The organism is Neptunitalea chrysea (genome assembly GCF_027924145.1).
Lineage (GTDB): Bacteria > Bacteroidota > Bacteroidia > Flavobacteriales > Flavobacteriaceae > Neptunitalea > Neptunitalea chrysea.
In genome coordinates, this window is sequence record NZ_BRVP01000010.1 from 117,164 (window position 1) to 138,098 (window position 20,935).

The window sequence follows — 20,935 nt, forward strand, 5'->3', positions numbered from 1 at the left end:
CCACATCTATTATCAGTCCATTCTATTTCTTCATTCCACAAACGACACCACTCCTTTTATAATAGAGCTAACCTCAATAGCCTTTACATTAACAGTACAACTATTTTTTACTCATCCAATACACATATAGTAACATTCCTATTCTATAAACTTTATACCACCTTGTCAAACTTCATTAAAAGATATAAAAAACCCCGGTAACTTGTTACCGGGGTTCTTAATACCTTATAAATTGAACGATTTACTGAATCACAATTTTCTTAGTTTCTTTACTCTGACCATCAGAAACATTTAGCAAATACACCCCTTTAGTTACGTTATCCAAACTAATAATCTGGTTAAAGTCACCAGCATTGGTGTAATTGTTAGTAAATACATTTCTACCTCTAATATCAAATACATCAACGGTAATATCCTTAGCAGAAGTACTCATTAAATGAATTGAAAAATTACCATTATTAGGGTTAGGATATATATCAAATTCAGAAATTGAATTAAAGTTATCATTTTTAGCAGTAGCACTTTGAGAACATAATTCAAGCGTCCAGCTATTTATCTGACCCGTATCTCCATTATAATAATCTGCGGCTAGCATAGTCCATTGTCCTACAGAAGTAGTTCCGTTAAAATCAGCTAAATTACCATAAGGCGCAAACGTACCTGTTTGAGGATCATTACAAGTAGCTCCACTTAAACTCTGTCCGTCATCATCAAAAGTAACTGTAAATCCATCCTCTCCATTACAATATCTTCCCCATAAATATACCTGATCATCATTAGGGTTATTAAGAGCAATCACCAAATCCTGAATATAGCTATGAGTCGCATCTACAGTAACATTCACATCGGTAATATTAATATCATCAGCAACGGTTACGTTATTACTAACAACGGTACCAGGTACATTAGCCCCTGCCCCATCAGGAACAGATAATACTGTGTTATTTGTGTATGTGTAACAAGTACTTACTACAGAATATCCTATAGCAAAATCTACCGGATTAATATCATAATAAATATTTCCTGTTGGCTTTACCATTACTCTACAGTATGGGGCTGCAACATTTGGTACTATAATATCGGCCGAACCATCATTTGATGTACCCGATAATAATACGATATCATAATTATATCCCCCATCCGTAGAAAGTAAAATGTCTACTGTTGAAGACCCAGGTAAATTGCTAGCTCCATTAACATCCCATGTTATGGTACGTGTTTCGCCTTGGTTCCAAGATATTCCGCTGGTAGCCTGAGATGTAACATTAAAAGGCCCTGCAAAACCACTCACACTAACTACCATATCATCTCTATTGGTTTGCCCACCCATAATGGTTTGGTTATCTCTAACCGTACAAGCAAAATTTAATGTTCTTGCAGTACTAGGGGTAACTTCCCAGATTGGCACTAAGTTATCGGCTAAAACCGCATCTAAACTAGGCATGTAACGTTTTGGAGAAGAAACCGGTGAATTCGATCTGTAATTAGGACCAGAATTGCTACTAGCAACTGGTGGTTGTGTAGAAATAGCAGTATCTGTCTGCTCCCAACAATACGTTAACGCATCACCATCTGCATCAGAAGCGGTAGCTTCTAAAATGTATGGTGTACTTTTTGGTATTGTATAATTGTTCCCTGCACTTATAGTTGGCACGGTATTCCCATTAGCCGTGTTGGTAGAACATGTAGCAACGTTTGTAACACAAGCTTTCATTTCTGCAATGCTAACGGCATGGAAATGGTCGTCAGAGTTGTTCTGAACATTTGGAGCACAGATACCCGCATATGCCATAATTGTACTACCACTTCCGGGCTCTACAGCAGTAGCACTGTTTCTATTACCGCTACATGAATTATTGAAGGTATGATGTGCACCAAACTGGTGTCCCATTTCGTGCGAAACATAGTCTATATCATACGTGTCTCCAACAGGTGCAGAAGACCCCGTAATTCCTCTAGCTTTGTTTGCTGTACAAGGCACATTCAATTGTGCTAATCCACCACCACCGGTACTTACTGTATGCCCTATATCGTAATTAGCCGTTCCAATATAAGAGTTAATAACAGCCTGACTCTCGTTAATTAATGCTGATGCATTATCATTGGTAAAATTATCGGAGTTAACAAAAATAACATCTTCGTTATTAGCAATTAATTCCATTGTAACCGCCATATCTCTTTCATAAATACCATTCACTCTAGTCATGGTAACCACCATTGCCGCTAATACAGCAGCTTTTTTCTCTGCTAAAGTACCAGAACTCACCCCGGCAGCATCAATGTGATAAGCAGCATACTCAATAGTACATGCCATTGCTAATCTATAACTTCTAAAGGTACTATCATCCATAGTTGGAGCGCTAGTTTCATTAGCTCCCATAACTTTAGCCCCTGAACTTACATTTCCTTCTACTAAACATTCAAAGTTTCTATTTTCGAATAATGCCGATTTTTTATAGAAAATATAGTTGTTTAAATCCTTAGTATAAGTATCTATATAACTTACTCCCTTCTCCGTAAAAAACATAGCATGTAAACCAAATTGGGTAACACTAAAACGTACACTGTTTTCCGGATTACTAATACTTTGCCCTACATAAGAATCTAACCCAGGAAACTTGGCAGCTAATTCTGGAGCTACTACTGGTGCATTGTAAATTACAAAGCTTTCTAACTGATTTTTAGCAACCGGAAAATCTATAATAACGGCAGAACTAAGACCAGAATTACGCAATGGTGCTGCAACTAATGTTTGCTTTAACTGTGTTAAATTTAAGTGATAAAGTTGATAGGAAATAGGCATCGCTATTCTATCCGATTTCTCAAGATCTGACATCTTGCTTTCCTCAGTTGGATTCCATAGACCTTGTCCAAAGCCTGCAAAAAACATACTGCTGAGTATTAAAAAAAGTAGAGTTTTTCTCATTATTGTAGTTTTATAAAATGTAAATATCGTTATTATTTTTATAAATTAAAATCATTTAATTGTTATTCAAATTAGATTATTAGTAGACGTTTTATTCTTATTCGTATATTTTCTGCAACGTATATATTAAAAAGTTAAAGTTTTTTTAATATAATCTTTTATATTTGCCATAATCTATAAACTATTAATCCATCCTTATGATGAAAAGAATTACTATTATGACGGGTGTTCTTTTTTTCTTTATTGGTTTGTCCGTTCAAGCCCAAGAAAAAAAAGCACTACCTAAAAAATCGAAAGGAGAGCTTGTATTATCTGAGGAAAATCATGCTCGTAAAGAGACAGGAGCACTCGTAAGATGCGTTTCGACTGAAAATGAAGCAAAACTTCAAGAACTTTATCCTAAAAGATTTTCTACTGAAGAATTTGAAAATTGGTTAGCCCCTAAGGTTAACGCAATGAAGCAAAAACTTGCTGCCAAACAAATCGATGGAACCGCTAATGTTAATACTGTAATTAATATTCCTGTTGTTGTTCACGTAATACATGACGGAGATGCAGTAGGATCAGGTGAAAACATTTCATTAGCTCGTGTACAGTCTCAAATTACCGTTTTAAACCAAGACTACAGAAGAGAAACTGGTACTCCTGGGTACAACACCAATGCTGTAGGTGCTGATGTTGAAATAGAATTTTGTTTAGCACAAACTGCTCCTGACGGATCATTAACAAATGGAGTTGACCGTGTAAACCTTTCTGGATACACTTGGAACAATAGTAATTGTGAAAATATTTTAAAGCCACAAACTATATGGGATCCTACCCAATATTTTAATATTTGGATTTGTGAATTTGGTGGTGACTTAAGTTCTATTCTTGGATACGCTCAATTCCCGTCGAACTCTGGCTTAGGTGGTTTAAATACTAATGGGGGTGCTGCGAGTACTGATGGTGTTATTTTAGACTGGAGATGTTTTGGATCTTCTGATTATGTTACTGGTAATTACTACTCTACTTACGACAAGGGTAGAACATTAACTCACGAAATTGGACACTGCCTAGGATTAAGACACATTTGGGGAGATAATACGACTTGTAGTGTGAACTCAACAGACAGCGGACAAGATTATTGTCCTGATACTCCTGCTGCAGCCGGTTCTAATTTCAATTGTACAACTGCAGATAGTTGCCCATCTGATGCAGGTAATGACATGATTGAAAACTACATGGACTATACCCCTGATACTTGTATGAATATTTTTACACAAGATCAAAAGACACGTATTTTAGCTGTATTAGCTAACTCTCCTAGAAGAGTTGAACTACTTAGCTCAACAGTATGTAATGCTCCAAACCCTGAAGATTATGATGGTAAAGTAGAAGTTAATTCTTTCGAATATACCATATGTAGCACAACCCTTACTCCTGAAATTACACTTACCAACTTAGGTAACAACGATCTTACTTCAGCAGTACTTAATTACTATGTAGATAGTAATACACCTACTACCTACAACTGGTCTGGTTCTCTTGCTTATGGCGCATCTGAAGTTATTACTATGCCAACTATTTCTGCTCCTGATAACAATCAACACACCTATTATGTTACGATTACCTCTGTTAATGGCACTTCGGATATGGTTGCTTCTAACGATTCAAGTAACAGCACGTTCCAAATAGAATCTGCTATTGTAGATGTTTCATCCGTAATAACATTAGACATTCAATTAGACCCATGGGGATCTGAAACTACATGGCAATTATACGATCCTAGTGGAACCATCGTATATTCAGGAGGAAGTTATTCAAATGGTAGCGTAACTGAAAATCCTTTTACAGGTACTTATACTTTCGTTTTATCTAGTCCTGTAAATGAGACGTTCAACCTATCAACACTAGGTTGCTACACATTCTCTATTCAAGATTCATATGGAGATGGTATTTGCCCTTATGGAACTCTTGGATACCCAGAAGGTGATGGTTACTACTCGTTATCTGCTGATGGAGTAGAATTTTTAACCGGATGTGATTATGAATATGGTGAAGATGTAAACTTTAAGCTATACGATGCTCTGAGTACTAAGTCTTTTGGTTTAGATGCAATTACACTATACCCTAACCCAGCTGGTAACACTTTAAACATTAGCGTTGGTAGCAATGAGTTACCAGAAAACTATAGTATTTACAATACTTTAGGACAACAAATAATGGCTAAAGCTATTTCTAACGAGCAAGATTTACAAATTAACACTAGCCAATTTGCTACTGGTGTTTATATAATTAAAATTGCAAGCGGAGATGAGTCTGTTGCGCTTCAGTTTGTTAAAAAATAAATAATTGTAGTTTTAAAACTACATAATGCAAAAAGCCCGTTCTATTGAACGGGCTTTTTTATTCATACTATCTCTTCCTATTTATTATTTACACAAAACACCTTCAACATCCATTAAAGGTAATGGTATCATAACATGTTCATTTACAGTATTTTTTCTAAAAATATATTTCTTTTCAAAAAGTTTGCCTTCTGCAAAAAAAGTAACATAAAACTCGTTTGTAAGTTTTAGCACCTCTTCTTGCACTAGTTCTATTTTTGCATATTCCTTAGGTTCCACTTTCTCTATTAGATATCTAAAAGTAGCAGTCTTGGTTTCTCCATCATATCCCTTAGAAACAATTAAACACGTTTCTATAGGTTGGTCTGTATCGTTTATTATATAGGCATTCCAGTTCTTACCTAAAAATTCTTCATTCCATTCATGTGCAATAGCTACATATACTCCCGATACTTTTGGTATTTCAATATCCTTTTTCATATGTTTCAACTTAAAATTTTATACAAAAAAACCATCTACTTTCGCAGATGGTACAATTTATAATGAATTATACGATTTAAAAATTTATAAAGCGGACTTAAACTGTTCTAGAAAACGAACATCATTTTCGTAAAACATTCTAATATCACCTATCTGATACAACAACATTGCTATACGCTCAATCCCCATTCCAAATGCAAAACCAGAATATTCTTTCGCATCTATACCACAATTCTCTAATACATTAGGATCTACCATACCGCATCCCATAATTTCTAACCATCCGGTACCTTTGGTAATACGGTAGTCTATCTCATTATTTAATCCCCAATAAATATCTACCTCTGCACTCGGCTCAGTAAACGGGAAATAAGAAGGACGTAAACGTATTTTAGACTTACCAAACATCTCTTTTGTAAAGTATAAAAGCGTTTGTTTTAAATCTGCAAACGAAACATCTTTATCTATATACAATCCTTCAACCTGATGAAAAATACAGTGAGAACGTGCAGAAATAGCTTCGTTTCTAAATACTCTACCAGGAGAAATGGTTCTAATTGGCGGTTTGGTATTTTCCATATAACGTACCTGTACAGAACTTGTATGCGTACGTAACAATACATCTGGATTTGTTTGTACAAAAAAGGTGTCCTGCATATCTCTAGCAGGGTGGTACTCCGGCAAGTTCAATGCCGTAAAGTTATGCCAATCATCTTCTACTTCAGGTCCCTCAGAAACATTAAAACCAATATTCGAAAAAATTTCAATAATCTGGTTTTTAACTAAAGAAATAGGATGTCTAGAACCTAATGCAATAGGCTCTGCCGGGCGTGTTAAATCGCCATAACTTCCTTTATCTTCCTCTTTATTTTCAAGTACCTCACGAATTTCGGTAACCTTCGCCTCTGCTTTATTTTTTAAAGCATTGATGGTTTGTCCAAATTCCTTCTTCATTTCGTTAGGAACATTTTTGAACTCAGCAAAGAAATCATTCAATATTCCTTTCTTTCCTAAATATTTAATTCTGAAAGATTCAAGCTCTTCCTTTGCCTTTGCCTCAAATTTTTCAACCTCGGCTATATGCTCCTTAATTTTATCAATCATAGCTTTAACTTATGGAAGGCAAATTTAATAATTTTTTTGTGTACACCTCCTTATACACAAACAATCTGTCTAAAATAGATTAATTTATAGCTGCTCCTAACTTGGATAGCTCGGTTTAAGTCAATCCCCATTCTACTATAATATAAAGGCTTAAAAAAGAGCTCTTACAGTGAAGTCAAAAAAAGAATTTATAAGAATTGTGTTTTTAAACTTGGTTCATCCAATCTCAATTATCGAGTAAAGTCTTACTCATTAAAATATATATTTTCAAAGACAACTATATTAAATACCAATCTTATTAAAATCCTAAAGAAATAAACACATCCTAATTAAAAATAAATTTTACAATAAGCTACATAACCACTTATAGTAATATCAGGACTTTTTAAGTAAATCTATTATTTCTTGAGTAAAACGAGTTGCTCCCTGCTTATTCATATGCGTTCTGTCTTTAAAAAGTTCAACATGTTTCAAATAATATTCATCCTTTGAATAATCTAAAAACGGAACTTCAAATTCCTTACACATATCTCTACATAATTCTAACGAGTATGATTTTTTGAATTCGTAGTAATTTGGAGAACAAACAACTACTATATCTATATCATTATCCTTTGACAATTTAAGAAACTCTTTAAATGATTCTATTTTATTAGGATCAACCTCATAATATTCTTTAACAGGAATAGAATCAAGTGTACCTTTATACACCTTATTTATAGGGGAATATCCATTTAAATTCTTTTTACTATCCTTAGCAACATTTCCTTTCATTATAGTTAAAATCAAAGAATTGTATGGATAAATACTAGATATCAATTTATACCTTTCAAAATAGGAACGCATTAATATAATATCCTCTAATTCAGGATGTGTATCATAATAAGGCAACAGAGTAGCTAACCTATCGTAATCACTTTGATCATATTCAAAAGTACCCGAAAAATCAAGAACTACCTTTTTAGGAGTATATCTAGCTAAAACCGACTTTAATGCAGCTGTTTGGTAAAAAATAAAATGCCCATCCAGCCCGGTATTATAAGTCGTCAACCCTAAAGAATCAGCTATCATATTAGCATCATAATGATGATGACCCCTTGAAGTTCCAAAAATTAAAACATCTTCATTTGTTTCTTCTAATGTATATGTTATATGCCCTAGATGTGAAGACTTCTTAGTCTTTCTATAAAAATATTCCAGTCCAGTTCCAATCAAAAAATCACATATAAAAATAGCAACTAAACCTATAAAAATTGTAATCAAGTACTTTTTCATATCACCTATCTAAAATTGAAAATATATAAATTGTCCTCCATCAAACACCCCTATTAATAAGATAAGCATCACCAAACCCAAATACCATGCACCTTTTGCTATTTTCTTAGGTTTTAGACGCTGTTCAAGTAAAAACTCATCATAAGTGTCTTTACCAAGTAAAACCACTAATCCAATTATAGCAAAAACAAATCCTTTCTCATCACCCATAAAAAATTTCCCAGGCGCGGTAAATGTTCTGCTAATCGCAGTAATAGCATCTGACATACTATTGGCTCTAAAAAAAATCCATGAGAAACATATGAGCACAAAATTGGTCGAAATATTAAAAAGATAAACAAAAACATTTTTAACGTTCTTACTAGGTTTGATGTTTAAAATACTATAAACAATTTGATAAATACCATTAACACCTCCCCATATAACAAACGTCCAGTTAGCACCATGCCATAACCCACTCACCAAAAATGTGATAAATAAATTGTAATACTTTCTTGTTTTAGAAACTCTGTTACCTCCTAAAGGAATATACACATAATCTTTAAACCAAGTAGATAATGATATATGCCAACGTCTCCAAAATTCAACTGGAGTTTGCGCAAAATAAGGCCTTTTAAAGTTGGTCATAAGATCAAATCCCATAATTTTTGCACATCCAATAGCAATGCTAGAATATCCTCCAAAATCACAATAAATTTGAAAAGCAAAAAATATAGTCCCTACTATAATAGTTATCGCACTATGACCTCCTATATTTGAATATATAGTATCTGTGTAAACAGCCATCCTATCAGCTACCACAACTTTCATAAAATATCCCCAAATAATAAGTTTAGTACCATCAATCGCCATTCGGTAATCAAACTTTATTTCCTTTCTAAATTGCGGCAATAAATTCGTAGCTCGTTCAATAGGCCCTGCTACCAATTGCGGGAAAAAGGACACAAAAAGAGCATACTTACCAAAATGCGTTTCGTGTTTAAGCTCTTTTCTATACACATCTATCGTATAACCCACTGCCTGAAAAGTATAGAAAGATATACCAACAGGCAATAAGAGCTTAAACTCAGGGAAATGGACTCTAACTCCGGCACTATCTAATACATTAAACACCGACTCAGTAATAAAGTTATAATACTTGAAAACAAATAAAATCCCAAAGTTTATAATAACGCTAGATACTAAATATAACTTTCTCTTCTTTTGTTCAGTCTCCTTATCAATTTGATTTGCGCACACATAAGTTACTACTGTTGAAAAAAATATGAGAAGGGCATAAATAGGCTCCCAATTCATGTAAAAATAGTAACTGGCTAAAAGTAAAAATGGCCACCTCCACTTATGAGGTAAAAGATAATAAACCGCACAAACAATCGGAAAAAAAAGCAGGTAACTAAAGGAGTTAAACAACATAAGATATCAGAATAGGTTGACTAGAATGGTTCCTGAACAAATATAAATGAAAAAACATTAAATAAACACAATACATTTTAAATTTAGGAATTCCCTATATTCTACTAATATATTTTAACAAATACACAGCTACAAACTCACCCCATCTCCCATCTTATTTCAAATAATAGACTAATAACGTAGCCTCTTTTTAAATATATATTATCATTACTTTATTAAAACGATATTTTAAAAGCAGCAAACTTTTTAAATGTAAATTGCATCCAAATTCTATTTTTAAGTCAACCTATGAAAAAAATTCTATTGATATTATGCCTAACCATCACGGGTATAATTACTGGTCAAACAACCCAAATCATGACCTACAATATACGATACGGGAACGAAACAGACGGTGAAAACGCATGGAGCAAACGCAAAGAAGCGTTAGTAGATTTAATAAATTATTACCATCCTGAGGTATTTGGCACCCAGGAAGGGCTACAATACCAATTAGATTATATAGCACAACACAGTACTTATAAATATATTGGCGTTGGACGAGATGATGGAAAAATAGGCGGTGAATACGCTGCCATTTTTTACGATACTACGAAAGTAGAAGTTTTAAAATCTAATACATTTTGGCTATCTCCAACTCCCGAAAAACCAAGTAAAGGTTGGGATGCTGCTTTAAACCGTATTTGTACCTATGGTTTGTTTAAAAATAAGAAAACCAACAAGCAATTTTATGTGTTTAATGCCCATTTTGACCATGTTGGAGTACAAGCAAGAGCTGAAGCCGCTAAACTGATGTTGAAGAAACTAAAGGAATTTAATAAAAATAATGTACCCGCTTTTGTAACAGGAGATTTTAACTTAACACCTGAAACTATGCCTATACAAATATTTAGTAAGGAATTGCACGACAGCTATACCCATTGCACCACAAAACCATACGGCCCAGTTGGTACATGGAATGGATACAACTTCATGAAGCAACCTGTAAATAGAATTGATTATGTGTTTACAACCTCAAATATGAAGGTTATAAACTATAGAGTAATTGCAGATTTTTATAATTTTAAATATCCTAGCGATCACTTACCGGTACTTATTACAGCCCTTCAGGAATAAACTCTTTTTCAATAAAATACTGAACAATAGCCTCTTTCATAAGAACCGATTGCTCGCCTGCCTTTAAAGTAGGTAGTTCCTCTTTTATCTTATAATGAGGCCAACCTTCTTGGTCTACATAGTCAAACTCATAATATCCGTAAGGTTCTAATAACCTGCATATAGCAATATGCATTAAATTTACCTTATCGTCTTTCTTAAATTTTCTTTGCATTTGCCCTAACTCCTGAACTCCTATTAAATAAATAACAGAGTCTAATTCTAATTCTTCACCGTCTGCAAACTTTGCAGACAATGTTGTAACTATATAATTCCAATGCTTTTTAAGCTGTTCGTCTCTTGCCATTACTCATATTTTTGCAAATGCAAAGGTACAAATAGTAAAACGGAAAGTTTATATTTGTTAAAATTTATCTGATGAACTATTTAGATATCGTATTGGGATCGTTACTCTTATTTGGTCTTGTACGTGGTTTTATGAAAGGGTTATTATTGGAAGTAGCCACATTTATTGCCTTTGTATTAGGTATATACGCTGCTATTCATTTTTCATTTTATGTAAGTGATTATTTAGCTACTGTTGTAGATTGGGAGCAAAACACCCTTAATTTACTATCCTTTGCGATTACCTTTCTAAGTGTTGTGGTCATTATCTATTTATTAGGACGACTTTTAACCAAAGCAGCCGATGCTGCTACATTGGGATTAACAAATAAATTTCTTGGCGCTATTTTCGGTTTTTTAAAAATAGGGCTGATTTTAAGTGCCATCCTGCTCTTTTTTAATGCAACCAACAACCTTGTTCGGTTTGTAGATGAAAAGACTTTAGAGGAATCTATACTTTATAAACCTTTAAATAGTGCCGGCAGATTTATATTTCTAAAAGTAATAGAAAGCGGTATTACTCCCCAAGAGATAGAAAAGCTTAACATACAATAAGCCACCCCTCATTACATAAGGGATGGCCTATTAACAAACACAATAATTGATATGTTAACTATTAATGACTGGACGATGACACCATATCAAAAAATGACAAATAGCTCTCCGGATTTTCAATAACCCCTCGTTCAGATATCAATTTTACTTGAATATTTCTTGCCTTAGCCTTATCTGAAAACTCTTCTAGTACCTCAACAATATCATAATCAAGATATTTTGTTTTACTTACATCTAATTCTAAATTCGAATCTTCAGGGATACTCTCTAGTTCTCGTAAAATAGCACCCTTATTAAAAAAGGTAACTTCTTCAGCCAATGTCATGGTAAAATGATGGTGATCTGCACTTTCTTTTTTGTGTAGGAAATGAGAATTTTTGTAGCTCTTATACAATACAATCAACACACCCGCTGCCAGTCCAAAACCAATACCCCATAATAAATCTTTAAATACAATAAGTATTACCGTTATAATAAATGGTATAAACTGTTTTTTACCAGACTTCCACATTTTAACAAACATTGCAGGTTTGGCTAACTTATACCCCACAATAAATAAAATAGCTGCTAGTACAGCATTAGGTATCATGTTTAATAATCGCGGAATTAATAGTACCGAAAGAAGTAATAAAACCCCATGAATTATGGTAGATAACTTAGACTTAGCATTGGATTGAATATTTGCCGAACTTCTCACAATTACCTGTGTTACTGGTAATCCTCCAATTAGTCCAGATACAATATTTCCGGCACCTTGAGCCAGCAATTCTCTATTTGTAGGAGTAACCCTTTTTTCAGGATCTATTTTATCGGTAGCCTCAACACTCAACAGCGTTTCTAAACTAGCTACAATAGCCATGGTAAATGCTACTACATAAACTTCTGTATTCCCTAAAGCTGTAAAATCAGGAAACGTAAATTGCCCTAAAAATGAATCAATTCCATCAGGCACAGGAACATTTACTAAATGCTCACTTTCTAAGGTAAGCAACGAATGATCTTTAAAAAGTATATAGTATAGAATACCTATAACAACTACTACAAAAGGTCCCTGTATCAACTGAAATACTTTAGATTTCTTGGTAAGCACCATATTCCAAAATATAAGAATCGCCAAACCAATGATTCCTATAAGCGTAGCTCCGGGTGAAATGTGATTAATGGAAGTAATAATTTCTGTAAAGGTATTTTCTCCATCCATCTGTATAAAACCCCAATCTCCTTCTGGGTCTTTATCGTACCCAAAAAAATGTGGAATTTCTTTTAGTATTATAATAATCCCAATTCCGGTAAGCATTCCTTTAATTACTGAAGAGGGAAAATAATACCCAATAACACCTGCTTTCAAAAAACCTAAAATCAACTGAATAATACCAGCCAAAACCACTGCTACTAAAAATTGCTCATAACCTAAAACTTTAATTGCCCCTAAAACTATTGCCGCTAATCCGGCAGCAGGCCCACTAACACCCAAAGAAGACCCACTAAGGCTTCCTACCACAATACCACCTACTATACCGGCTATTAATCCGGTAAAAGGGTCTGCTTCACTAACCTGAGCTATTCCTAAACACAGAGGTAAGGCTACAAAAAATACAATAATACTTGCCGGAATATCATTCCGTAATGTTTTAAACATGATATATAGAATTTAGTATAATAAACAAAAAAGATATCCTCTATAGTAAGAGGTATTATTTCTAGATGTATTATACTAATTCGGGTGGTTGGAGATCTTCAGACATTGGACGAAGATTATATGTAGCAACTAAATAATAAAAAACACCTCCATTTTCTTCAGAAAAAAAGGATATATACTGCGGAACTAGTAAAGGCGGCAAATCGACATTTTTAAATATATCTCCACAATCTTCTGGTGCCTCTTTTTCTTCACCCGATAAATCATAGGTACATACATGCTTTTTACCTTCCTGAATCATAGCTACCAAAGAAGGTACTGTGAGAAAAGAAAATACTATAAAGACAACAAAAAAGACACATCCCTTTTTAAACACTTTTCTTTTATTGAGAAAATTCAACAAACAAAAACTTCATAATAAATGTAGCCTAAAATCTGGGTTTCACCTAATCGAATATATAAAAACTTATAACTTCTTAATATCCTCTGTTCGTAACCAGCCTACTTTTCCGTCTTCCAATTTAATTTCTTTCCAAGCATTTAGGCTATCAGTGATTTTAACTTTGGTACCTTCATGCAATACAAAAATGGTACTCGCCCCCTCATTTGGCTCACTGGTTACCTCTACTTCTGGCGTATATATAATAGCATACTTGCTATTGTTGGCTTTTACATATTGTAAGTGAGCAAAATATACCGTAGCAATAGCCCCAAATAACATTACAAATCCTAACACAAAAAACAATCGTTTTCTCCAACTTGTATATGCTAAAAAGTATGCTGTTATTAAAATTACAAATAAAAATACACACACTACAGCACTCACTGCCCACTCATCAAACGTATATATTCCTACCGTATTTATTTTAAATTTTTGCCACCCCGTTAAAGGTAATGACTCTATAGCATCTACTGTCATGTTACGAGCAAAAGCAATATTATTATTAATATCTTCATCATCGGGTGATAGCTGTAATGCTTTTTCGTAATAATAAATACTTGGGCCAATATGACTTAATTTATAATGGGCATTTGCCAAATTATAGTACAACGCTGCCGAGTGTTCTCCGCTCTTTAAAATAGTCTCATAAGCTGTAATAGCCTCCTCATACTTACCGGAGTTATACAGGTTTGTTGCCTCTTTAAATAGCTCATCATTCTTTTGTGCAAACCCAAAAGAACCAATTAAAAGCACTAAAATAAATACAAGTTTTCTCATTTTCATTGCCTTTAAATTTGTTTATCTATTTTAGTTATTATGGTAGCCGCATTATCATAATCGTGCTGCATGGTTACATCTGATGCAGGTGAATATCTGGCAAACTCACAGCTCTTCAGCAAGCCTACAAAACCTTCTATTGTTTCATTCTCAACACCTTTATCTGCTAATAAATCAGCTATTTTTTCTTTACTAAATTCAGATGTTTCAATATGCAACTTAGCCTTTAGATAATTGTGTAGTGCCTTTTCCATAGCTATGTAAAAAGCTTCTTTTTGACCTAAAGTTTTACGTGCAGCAGATAAGTATTTCTTAGCTAATTTATTTGCTTTTCTAATCTTATCTCCCTGAACATCGGCTAAAAATGCTTCTCTCTTATTTTTGGTAATAATTGCAATTGGAATTACCAACAACGGTAAGGTTAGTAATAAGTAAAACCATAAAGACTTATAGAAATATGTTTTGCTAATTGGTACTAAATCAGGTGTTGTTTTTATAAATCTAAAATCGCTACCCTGAGCTACTACCATTTGCTTACCCGGTGCATTATTTACAGGTGGCACTGTAGCTGCATTATTTACAGGCCCATCAGTTACATTAATTTCTCGCTCTCCCGATGCTACTGTTTTGTACGTACCGGTTTTAGGATCGAAATACGAAAACGCTACAGTCGGTATCGGATATTTACCTTTATATCTAGAAACAATTGTGTAGTTATCTGAAATACTTCCCTGCATTCCAGACATTCTAATATCAACATCCTCCTTATGTTCTGGATCGTATGTTTCTAAAGCGCTAGGCGTTGTTAGCTTAGGCAAGCTAAACAATTTTAAATTTCCTTTCCCTGACACTTTTAATTCTGCATTCAGAGCCTCAGAGGCCTTTAACGAATCTCTTGAGATGGTTACATTAAAATTAAATTGTCCTACAGCACCTGTAAAACTCTCAGGTTTTCCCTCTTCAGGTAAGGCTTTCACATTAATAGTTCGTGCTCCAGTAGATACGGTTTTATGATCGGTAACCATGACTCTTTGCCCAAAGAAATTACGCTTGTTAGAAGGTAATTCCACAGACACATCAATCACTAATGGTTCCAATTCTAATTTTCCTGACTGTTGCGGATACAATAATTCTTTCTTAAGTACCAACATTCTATAACGTTGCCCTTTATACATGGTACTCTCAAATTGTAATCCGTTTAGTTTTATATCCTGACTCCAAAAGTTGCTATACTTAGGATCATCTAATACATCAAAATTGCTAATACCAATAGAAGTGGCTACATATAGCTTATATACCACGCTTATACCCTCATTCACATATGGGCTCGTATCTGATACATCAGCTACCAAAATCAACTTATCACTTATATCCTGATCTATAGGCGTTATAGCATTCGGATCATCTACAGCTTCTGTAACCTCAATTTCAACGGGAGCCGTTTTATACACAGTACCATCTACCTCTATAGTAGCCTGACCTATAGTTAACTTCCCTTTACCCATTGGTTGTAAAATAAATGAATAACTTCTGGAAAAAGAACGCACTCCATTAATCCAATTAGTACTTACCTGTTGAGCAGGACCAGATATTAATCTAAATCCTTTAAAATCGGGTCTTGTAAAATTATCCCCATCCTTATTCTCTATTTTAAACTCAACACGAAGTCGCTGGTTAATTCCAAGTTTCTTTTTACTAACCAAAGCCGTAAAAGACACTTCACCATCTTGAGCATGCCCAAAACTTATAAAAAATAGTATAATGAGTGTTACTAATTTTTTCATCTTTTTATATAAACGTATATCGTTAATGGTTACCAATCTTTTTCAACCTTTACAGGTATCCCTTTCACCTTTTTAGCATTTTGCTTTTTCTGCGTATTTTTATCTTCCTGTTCAATAGCTTTCAACATACGCTTAATCTGCTCTGGAGAAGCTTTTGATTTACTCTGCTGTGGCGGCTGACCATCCTTTGGTTTATCAGGTTTTTGTTGTTGATCTTTTCCTTGACCCTTATCTTTATTTTCCTGATCTCCCTTATTAGGATCGTCTTTCTTATTCTCACCGTTCTGATCATCCTGTTTCTTATTCTGATCTTGCTTATTTTGATCCTGTTTATTCTGATCTTGCTTATCCTGATCTTTTTTGTTTTGATCATCCTTATTTTGGTCTCCACCCTTATCCTTGTTATCCTGCTTTTGCTTTTCAAGCATTTCTTTGGCTAACGCATAATTGTATCGTGTTTCATCATCAGAAGGATTATTCATAAGTGCTTTTTTATAAGCATCTACAGCCCCTTGATAATTTTTATCCTTCATATATACATTTCCTAAATTATGAAATGCCTTATGCTTTTCAGATTTTGAGGTAGCAACCTCAGCAGCTTGTTTATATCTAAGTTCCGCCTCGTCATAGGTTTCTTTAGAGTAGTACGCATTTCCTAAATTAAATTTAGCTGTAGTATTATCTTCATAATCAGATATTGCTCTTCGGTAATTTGCCTCTGCCTGTATATACTCATTTTCCTTTAGATCCTCATTACCTGTATAGGTATAATTAATAGAACTATTTTTAGCTTCTTCCAATTTCTTAGCAGCCTCGCTATCGTCTTGTGCTTTCGCCAAAGCAACACATAAAACCAATACTAAAAAACAAATTCTTTTCATGATTACTTTTCTTTTTCATTAAACAAATTCAACATTTCAACCCACTTGGTTTTCTTCTCTAACATAAGACCATCTATAATCAACAACACAATACCGGCTATTAAAAACCACTGAAACTTATCTTCAAAATCTGTATATTGTTGCGACTCAAAAGTTGTTTTATCCATGGTATCCAAAAACTCGGTAACATATTTTACCGTTTTGGCTGTATTCTCTCCATTTATATATTCTCCGTTTCCTTCCTCAGCTATCTGCTTAAGGTTATCCTCATTTAATCGGGTAATAACCGTTTCTCCGTTGCTATCTTTCTTATAAGTTATAGTAATACCTTTATCATCCTTAATAGGAATAACATCTCCTTTAACCGTACCTATACCAATCGTATAAATTTTAATTCCCTTTTCAACCGCATCTGCAATAATTTGCTTCATTTCTCCTTGACTATCTTCCTGATGATCTTCACCATCGGAAATGATAAACAAAATTCTGCTCGCCTGGTCTTCATCGTCATAATAGGTTTCAGACAATTTAATTGCCTGATCTATTGCCGTTCCCTGAGATGATAACATATCGGTATTCATACTCTTTAAGAACATATTGGCTGCAGCATAATCTGTAGTAATTGGTAATTGTGGGTATGCCTGAGCAGCGTATGCAATAATACCTACCCTATCACTAACCAGATTATTCATAATTTCTGCTACAACATGCTTGGCTTTCTCTATTCTACTCGGAGCTATATCTTCTGCCAACATACTCTTAGAAACATCTATAGCAAAAACTACGTCTACTCCTTCTCGTTTTATGGTTTCTAACTTAGTCCCCATTTTAGGGTCTACCAAGGCTATTACAAAGCAGACCATAGCCATTAAAAAAATGAGTACCTTAAGTACTGGTTTAAACACCGATTTCTCGGGTGCCAACTTTTTTAATAACGTATCATCAGCAAATTTTTTCTGGATTCGCTTTTTCCAAAGTTGTACTCCTAAAAACAATACTAGCAAAATTGGAATAATTGCTAAACCGTAAAAATATATTTTTTCGTCAAAGTCTATCATAGTTCAGTCTATATAAAACTTTTAAATAACGTGTTTTTTAATAAAAATTCTAATACCAGCAGTATCAATCCTGCAATTACCAATGGTCTATACTCCTCATCATAGTTGGTATATTTAAACTCCTTAATTTCTGTAGTCTCTAACTTATTAATCTCATCATATATTTTTTTTAATGACGAATTACTAGTAGCTCTAAAATAAGCTCCCTCGGTTCTCTCGGCAATGGTTTTTAAAAGCTCTTCATCTATTTGTACCTTCTTTAAGCCGTATCTAAAACTACCATCTGGGTTAAGTGCAATAGGTGTTTTAGCCACTCCATTAGACCCAATTCCTATAGTATACACTTTAATTCCGTAGGCAACAGCAAGCTCAGCAGCATCTAGTGGCTCAATAGAACCCGATGTTTTAACACCATCTGTAAGTAAAATAATTACCTTACTCTTTGCTTTACTATCTTTTAATCGGTTTACAGCCATAGCCAAACCAGACCCAATAGCTGTACCATCGTTTACCAATCCGTATTTTACCTCTTTTAAAGCCCTCTTAACAATTGCCTGATCACTGGTAATAGGAGTCTTAGTAAAACTCTCTCCTCCATAAACCACCAATCCTATACGGTCGTTTGGTCGTTCATCAACAAAGTCAATCGCTACTTTTTTAAGGGCATTTAATCTATTTGGTTTCAAATCTTGCGCCAACATACTAGACGATACGTCAATTGCCATAACAATATCTATACCTTTTATAGTTTTTGTTTTAGCAGTTACATCTGATGTCTGCGGACGTGCCATAGCCACTATAAACAATGAAAGCGCCAACAACCTTAGCACAAGTAACAACGGACGTACTTTAGCCAATACCGAACCCGTTACTTTAAAACCTTTTACACTAGATATTTTTAAAGCAGCTGTTTGTTGTTTTCTTCGCCATACGTACCAACCAATTAATATAGGCACTACTAAAAACAGCCAAAAAAATTGTGGGTTAGCAAATTCTATTTCTTTAAACATCTTACTTTTCTTTACTACTATTAATTTTTGCCATGGTATTAACCTCAATAGAACTCTCTATACGCTGTACCAATTTCTTAGAATATTGGTCATCTGCTTCATGAACTATCATTATCATTTGAACATAGTTAGGACTTGCGAATAAAATCAACTCGTAGGCTCCTTTTACGGTACTAACCTCTTCCTCTGATTCTTCTCTAGTTTTGGTTGCCTTATCATTATCGGTACTCGCTGCTTCAGTAGTTACCTCTTCTGCTTCATCATCAACATAAGGTAAATCTGTTGACCCAAATACTTTTATACCAGAAACTCCATCCTTGCTTACAAAATCTTCATTCTTGGTTATCATATTTTTCAACCCTTTGTTCTGTAAAGATTGAAGAGCGTGTTTAGCAAAAATTTGAAGATCTGGTGAACTTTGCGATTTAAACATTTTAGTATTTACAAAAATGTAAAATCGGCTATTAACACTCCCGTATTCAAAAGATTTCATACTTGTAAAAATAGAATCCTGCCCTTCAGGAATTTCAACCTCCTTACGTTCAAGAACCTTAGGGGTTTCTATTCTTATAGGAGGAATACCATATTCACTCGTAACCCATTTTCTTTCTAACAACTCCTTGGTTTCGTGGCCTAAAACAGTATCTTTTACATAAGTAAAACCATAATACCAAATAATACCACCAATAGTTAAAAACACTACCAAAATAGAAGAAGCTACGGCAATCATAACTCTTTTCTTCTTTCTGCGTTTTAACAATTCTTCTTTATATGCTTCTGTTTCTGCTAATTCTTCTTCTGTAGGCTCTGGCAACGATTCTTTAGTTTCTACTACAACGCCCTCTATTACCTTTCGGTCTGAATTCACTTGCTGATCTTCAGGTTTAGAACGGGCAAATTTCACAAGATCGGCAGTTTGTAAAACACTTTTGAAATTGTTTATAGTCTCTTGTTCAAGATTTACACTTCCTTTTTCCTGTAACTCTTTTATGCTATCAAACAGCTCATCTGTTGTAGACTCTAGTGCCGAAATACGAACCTCTCCTTCAAGGTATCGTTTAACAATAGTTGTTAACTCAGAATAATATCCCTTGTAATTAGATTCTATAATATATTTTGAATTCTCAAGTTCTTTTAACTCTTGAATTGCTCTATCAAAAGGTGGTAATAAAGCTATTTTTTCTTCCTCTGTTAGTGGTTTTTTTCTAATAACAAACCAATACACTATAAAACCTATTGCTAATAAAGGTATAAGTAACCAATACAATAAAGTAGCATCAAAACTGCCTACTTCTTTTACTTCCTCAATAGGTTTAATATCGTATAAAGGCTGTTTAATAGTATCTACCTGAACTCCTGCTACCGATACTGCTATGGAGTCTAACATATAAGGTTTGTTATTCACCACTATACGTTGTTGAGGAATATAATAAGCACCAGAATCAAATTGAGAAATGGCGTACTTACGTATCCATGAGAACTTTTCTTTCCCTTTAATTGTATCTACATCAAAAGCTTCTACCACCTCAAAAGGAGAAAAGGTTTGTCCTTCCGGAAAAATTACCTGCGCAGTAGAATCGGCCTCTACTTTTACTTTATAATTTATCTGCTCTCCTATCTTAATACGGGTAGTATCTACCTCCTGAGTAACCTTCGGATTTTCCTGTCCCCAAGCACTGTATCCAATCGTAAAAATTAATACTAGGCTTACTTGACAAAGTAGTTTACGCATTGTTTTTACTATCTGTAACTGATTCATCT

At 34.1% G+C, this 20,935-nt stretch carries 17 protein-coding genes; 3 read left to right on the top strand and 14 right to left on the bottom strand.

Annotation, left to right across the window (positions count from 1 at the left end):
- Positions 1-241 precede the first annotated feature (241 nt).
- On the bottom strand, positions 242-2,926 hold the full coding sequence (locus tag NBRC110019_RS08915) for a zinc-dependent metalloprotease (protein WP_281754173.1): 2,685 nt from the start codon (positions 2,924-2,926) through the stop codon (positions 242-244).
- Positions 2,927-3,123: 197 nt separating this feature from the next.
- On the opposite strand from NBRC110019_RS08915, the gene NBRC110019_RS08920 reads away from it, so the two are divergent.
- Complete coding sequence (locus tag NBRC110019_RS08920; RefSeq protein WP_281754174.1) at positions 3,124-5,256, top strand: T9SS type A sorting domain-containing protein; 2,133 nt, start codon at positions 3,124-3,126, stop codon at positions 5,254-5,256.
- A gap of 84 nt (positions 5,257-5,340) precedes the next feature.
- Here NBRC110019_RS08920 and NBRC110019_RS08925 read toward each other — a convergent pair whose 3' ends face one another.
- The 4 genes from NBRC110019_RS08925 to NBRC110019_RS08940 all read right to left on the bottom strand — a co-directional run bounded on the left by NBRC110019_RS08925 (position 5,341) and on the right by NBRC110019_RS08940 (position 9,354).
- Positions 5,341-5,736, bottom strand: a complete 396-nt coding sequence (locus NBRC110019_RS08925) for a hypothetical protein (protein WP_281754175.1) — start codon at positions 5,734-5,736, stop codon at positions 5,341-5,343.
- Positions 5,737-5,820: 84 nt separating this feature from the next.
- Positions 5,821-6,840, bottom strand: a complete 1,020-nt coding sequence (pheS, locus tag NBRC110019_RS08930) for a phenylalanine--tRNA ligase subunit alpha (protein WP_281754176.1) — start codon at positions 6,838-6,840, stop codon at positions 5,821-5,823.
- A 375-nt stretch (positions 6,841-7,215) separates the two neighbouring features.
- On the bottom strand, positions 7,216-8,115 hold the full coding sequence (locus tag NBRC110019_RS08935) for a hypothetical protein (RefSeq protein WP_281754178.1): 900 nt from the start codon (positions 8,113-8,115) through the stop codon (positions 7,216-7,218).
- Between the two features lie 9 nt (positions 8,116-8,124).
- Positions 8,125-9,354, bottom strand: coding sequence for an MBOAT family O-acyltransferase (locus NBRC110019_RS08940; protein WP_281754180.1), 1,230 nt, complete (start codon positions 9,352-9,354; stop codon positions 8,125-8,127).
- Positions 9,355-9,885: 531 nt separating this feature from the next.
- On the opposite strand from NBRC110019_RS08940, the gene NBRC110019_RS08945 reads away from it, so the two are divergent.
- Complete coding sequence (locus NBRC110019_RS08945; RefSeq protein ID WP_281754182.1) at positions 9,886-10,644, top strand: endonuclease/exonuclease/phosphatase family protein; 759 nt, start codon at positions 9,886-9,888, stop codon at positions 10,642-10,644.
- Here the strand turns inward: NBRC110019_RS08945 and NBRC110019_RS08950 are convergent.
- A complete protein-coding gene (locus tag NBRC110019_RS08950) occupies positions 10,625-10,990 on the bottom strand; it encodes a hypothetical protein (RefSeq protein WP_281754184.1) in 366 nt (121 codons plus the stop codon). The genes NBRC110019_RS08945 and NBRC110019_RS08950 overlap by 20 nt on opposite strands.
- Before the next feature lie 71 nt (positions 10,991-11,061).
- On the opposite strand from NBRC110019_RS08950, the gene NBRC110019_RS08955 reads away from it, so the two are divergent.
- The gene (locus tag NBRC110019_RS08955) at positions 11,062-11,583 is read left to right on the top strand and encodes a CvpA family protein (protein WP_281754186.1); all 522 of its coding nucleotides are present in this window, start codon (positions 11,062-11,064) and stop codon (positions 11,581-11,583) included.
- A 61-nt stretch (positions 11,584-11,644) separates the two neighbouring features.
- Here NBRC110019_RS08955 and NBRC110019_RS08960 read toward each other — a convergent pair whose 3' ends face one another.
- The 8 genes from NBRC110019_RS08960 to NBRC110019_RS08995 all read right to left on the bottom strand — a co-directional run bounded on the left by NBRC110019_RS08960 (position 11,645) and on the right by NBRC110019_RS08995 (position 20,933).
- The gene (locus NBRC110019_RS08960) at positions 11,645-13,222 is read right to left on the bottom strand and encodes a SulP family inorganic anion transporter (RefSeq protein ID WP_281754188.1); all 1,578 of its coding nucleotides are present in this window, start codon (positions 13,220-13,222) and stop codon (positions 11,645-11,647) included.
- 70 nt (positions 13,223-13,292) lie between these two features.
- Positions 13,293-13,523, bottom strand: coding sequence for a hypothetical protein (locus NBRC110019_RS08965; protein WP_281754189.1), 231 nt, complete (start codon positions 13,521-13,523; stop codon positions 13,293-13,295).
- Positions 13,524-13,688: 165 nt separating this feature from the next.
- On the bottom strand, positions 13,689-14,441 hold the full coding sequence (locus NBRC110019_RS08970) for a tetratricopeptide repeat protein (RefSeq protein WP_281754190.1): 753 nt from the start codon (positions 14,439-14,441) through the stop codon (positions 13,689-13,691).
- 11 nt (positions 14,442-14,452) lie between these two features.
- Positions 14,453-16,225 carry a BatD family protein gene (locus NBRC110019_RS08975; protein WP_281754192.1) on the bottom strand — a complete coding sequence of 591 codons (1,773 nt, stop codon included), beginning with the start codon at positions 16,223-16,225 and terminating at the stop codon, positions 14,453-14,455.
- Positions 16,226-16,254: 29 nt separating this feature from the next.
- On the bottom strand, positions 16,255-17,106 hold the full coding sequence (locus tag NBRC110019_RS08980; protein ID WP_281754194.1) for a tetratricopeptide repeat protein: 852 nt from the start codon (positions 17,104-17,106) through the stop codon (positions 16,255-16,257).
- Positions 17,107-17,108: 2 nt separating this feature from the next.
- Entirely contained in the window at positions 17,109-18,164 is a 1,056-nt protein-coding gene (locus NBRC110019_RS08985) for a VWA domain-containing protein (RefSeq protein WP_281754196.1), read from the bottom strand.
- 8 nt (positions 18,165-18,172) lie between these two features.
- Positions 18,173-19,174, bottom strand: coding sequence for a vWA domain-containing protein (locus NBRC110019_RS08990; protein WP_281754198.1), 1,002 nt, complete (start codon positions 19,172-19,174; stop codon positions 18,173-18,175).
- A gap of 1 nt (position 19,175) precedes the next feature.
- Positions 19,176-20,933, bottom strand: coding sequence for a hypothetical protein (locus NBRC110019_RS08995; protein WP_281754200.1), 1,758 nt, complete (start codon positions 20,931-20,933; stop codon positions 19,176-19,178).
- Positions 20,934-20,935 lie beyond the last annotated feature (2 nt).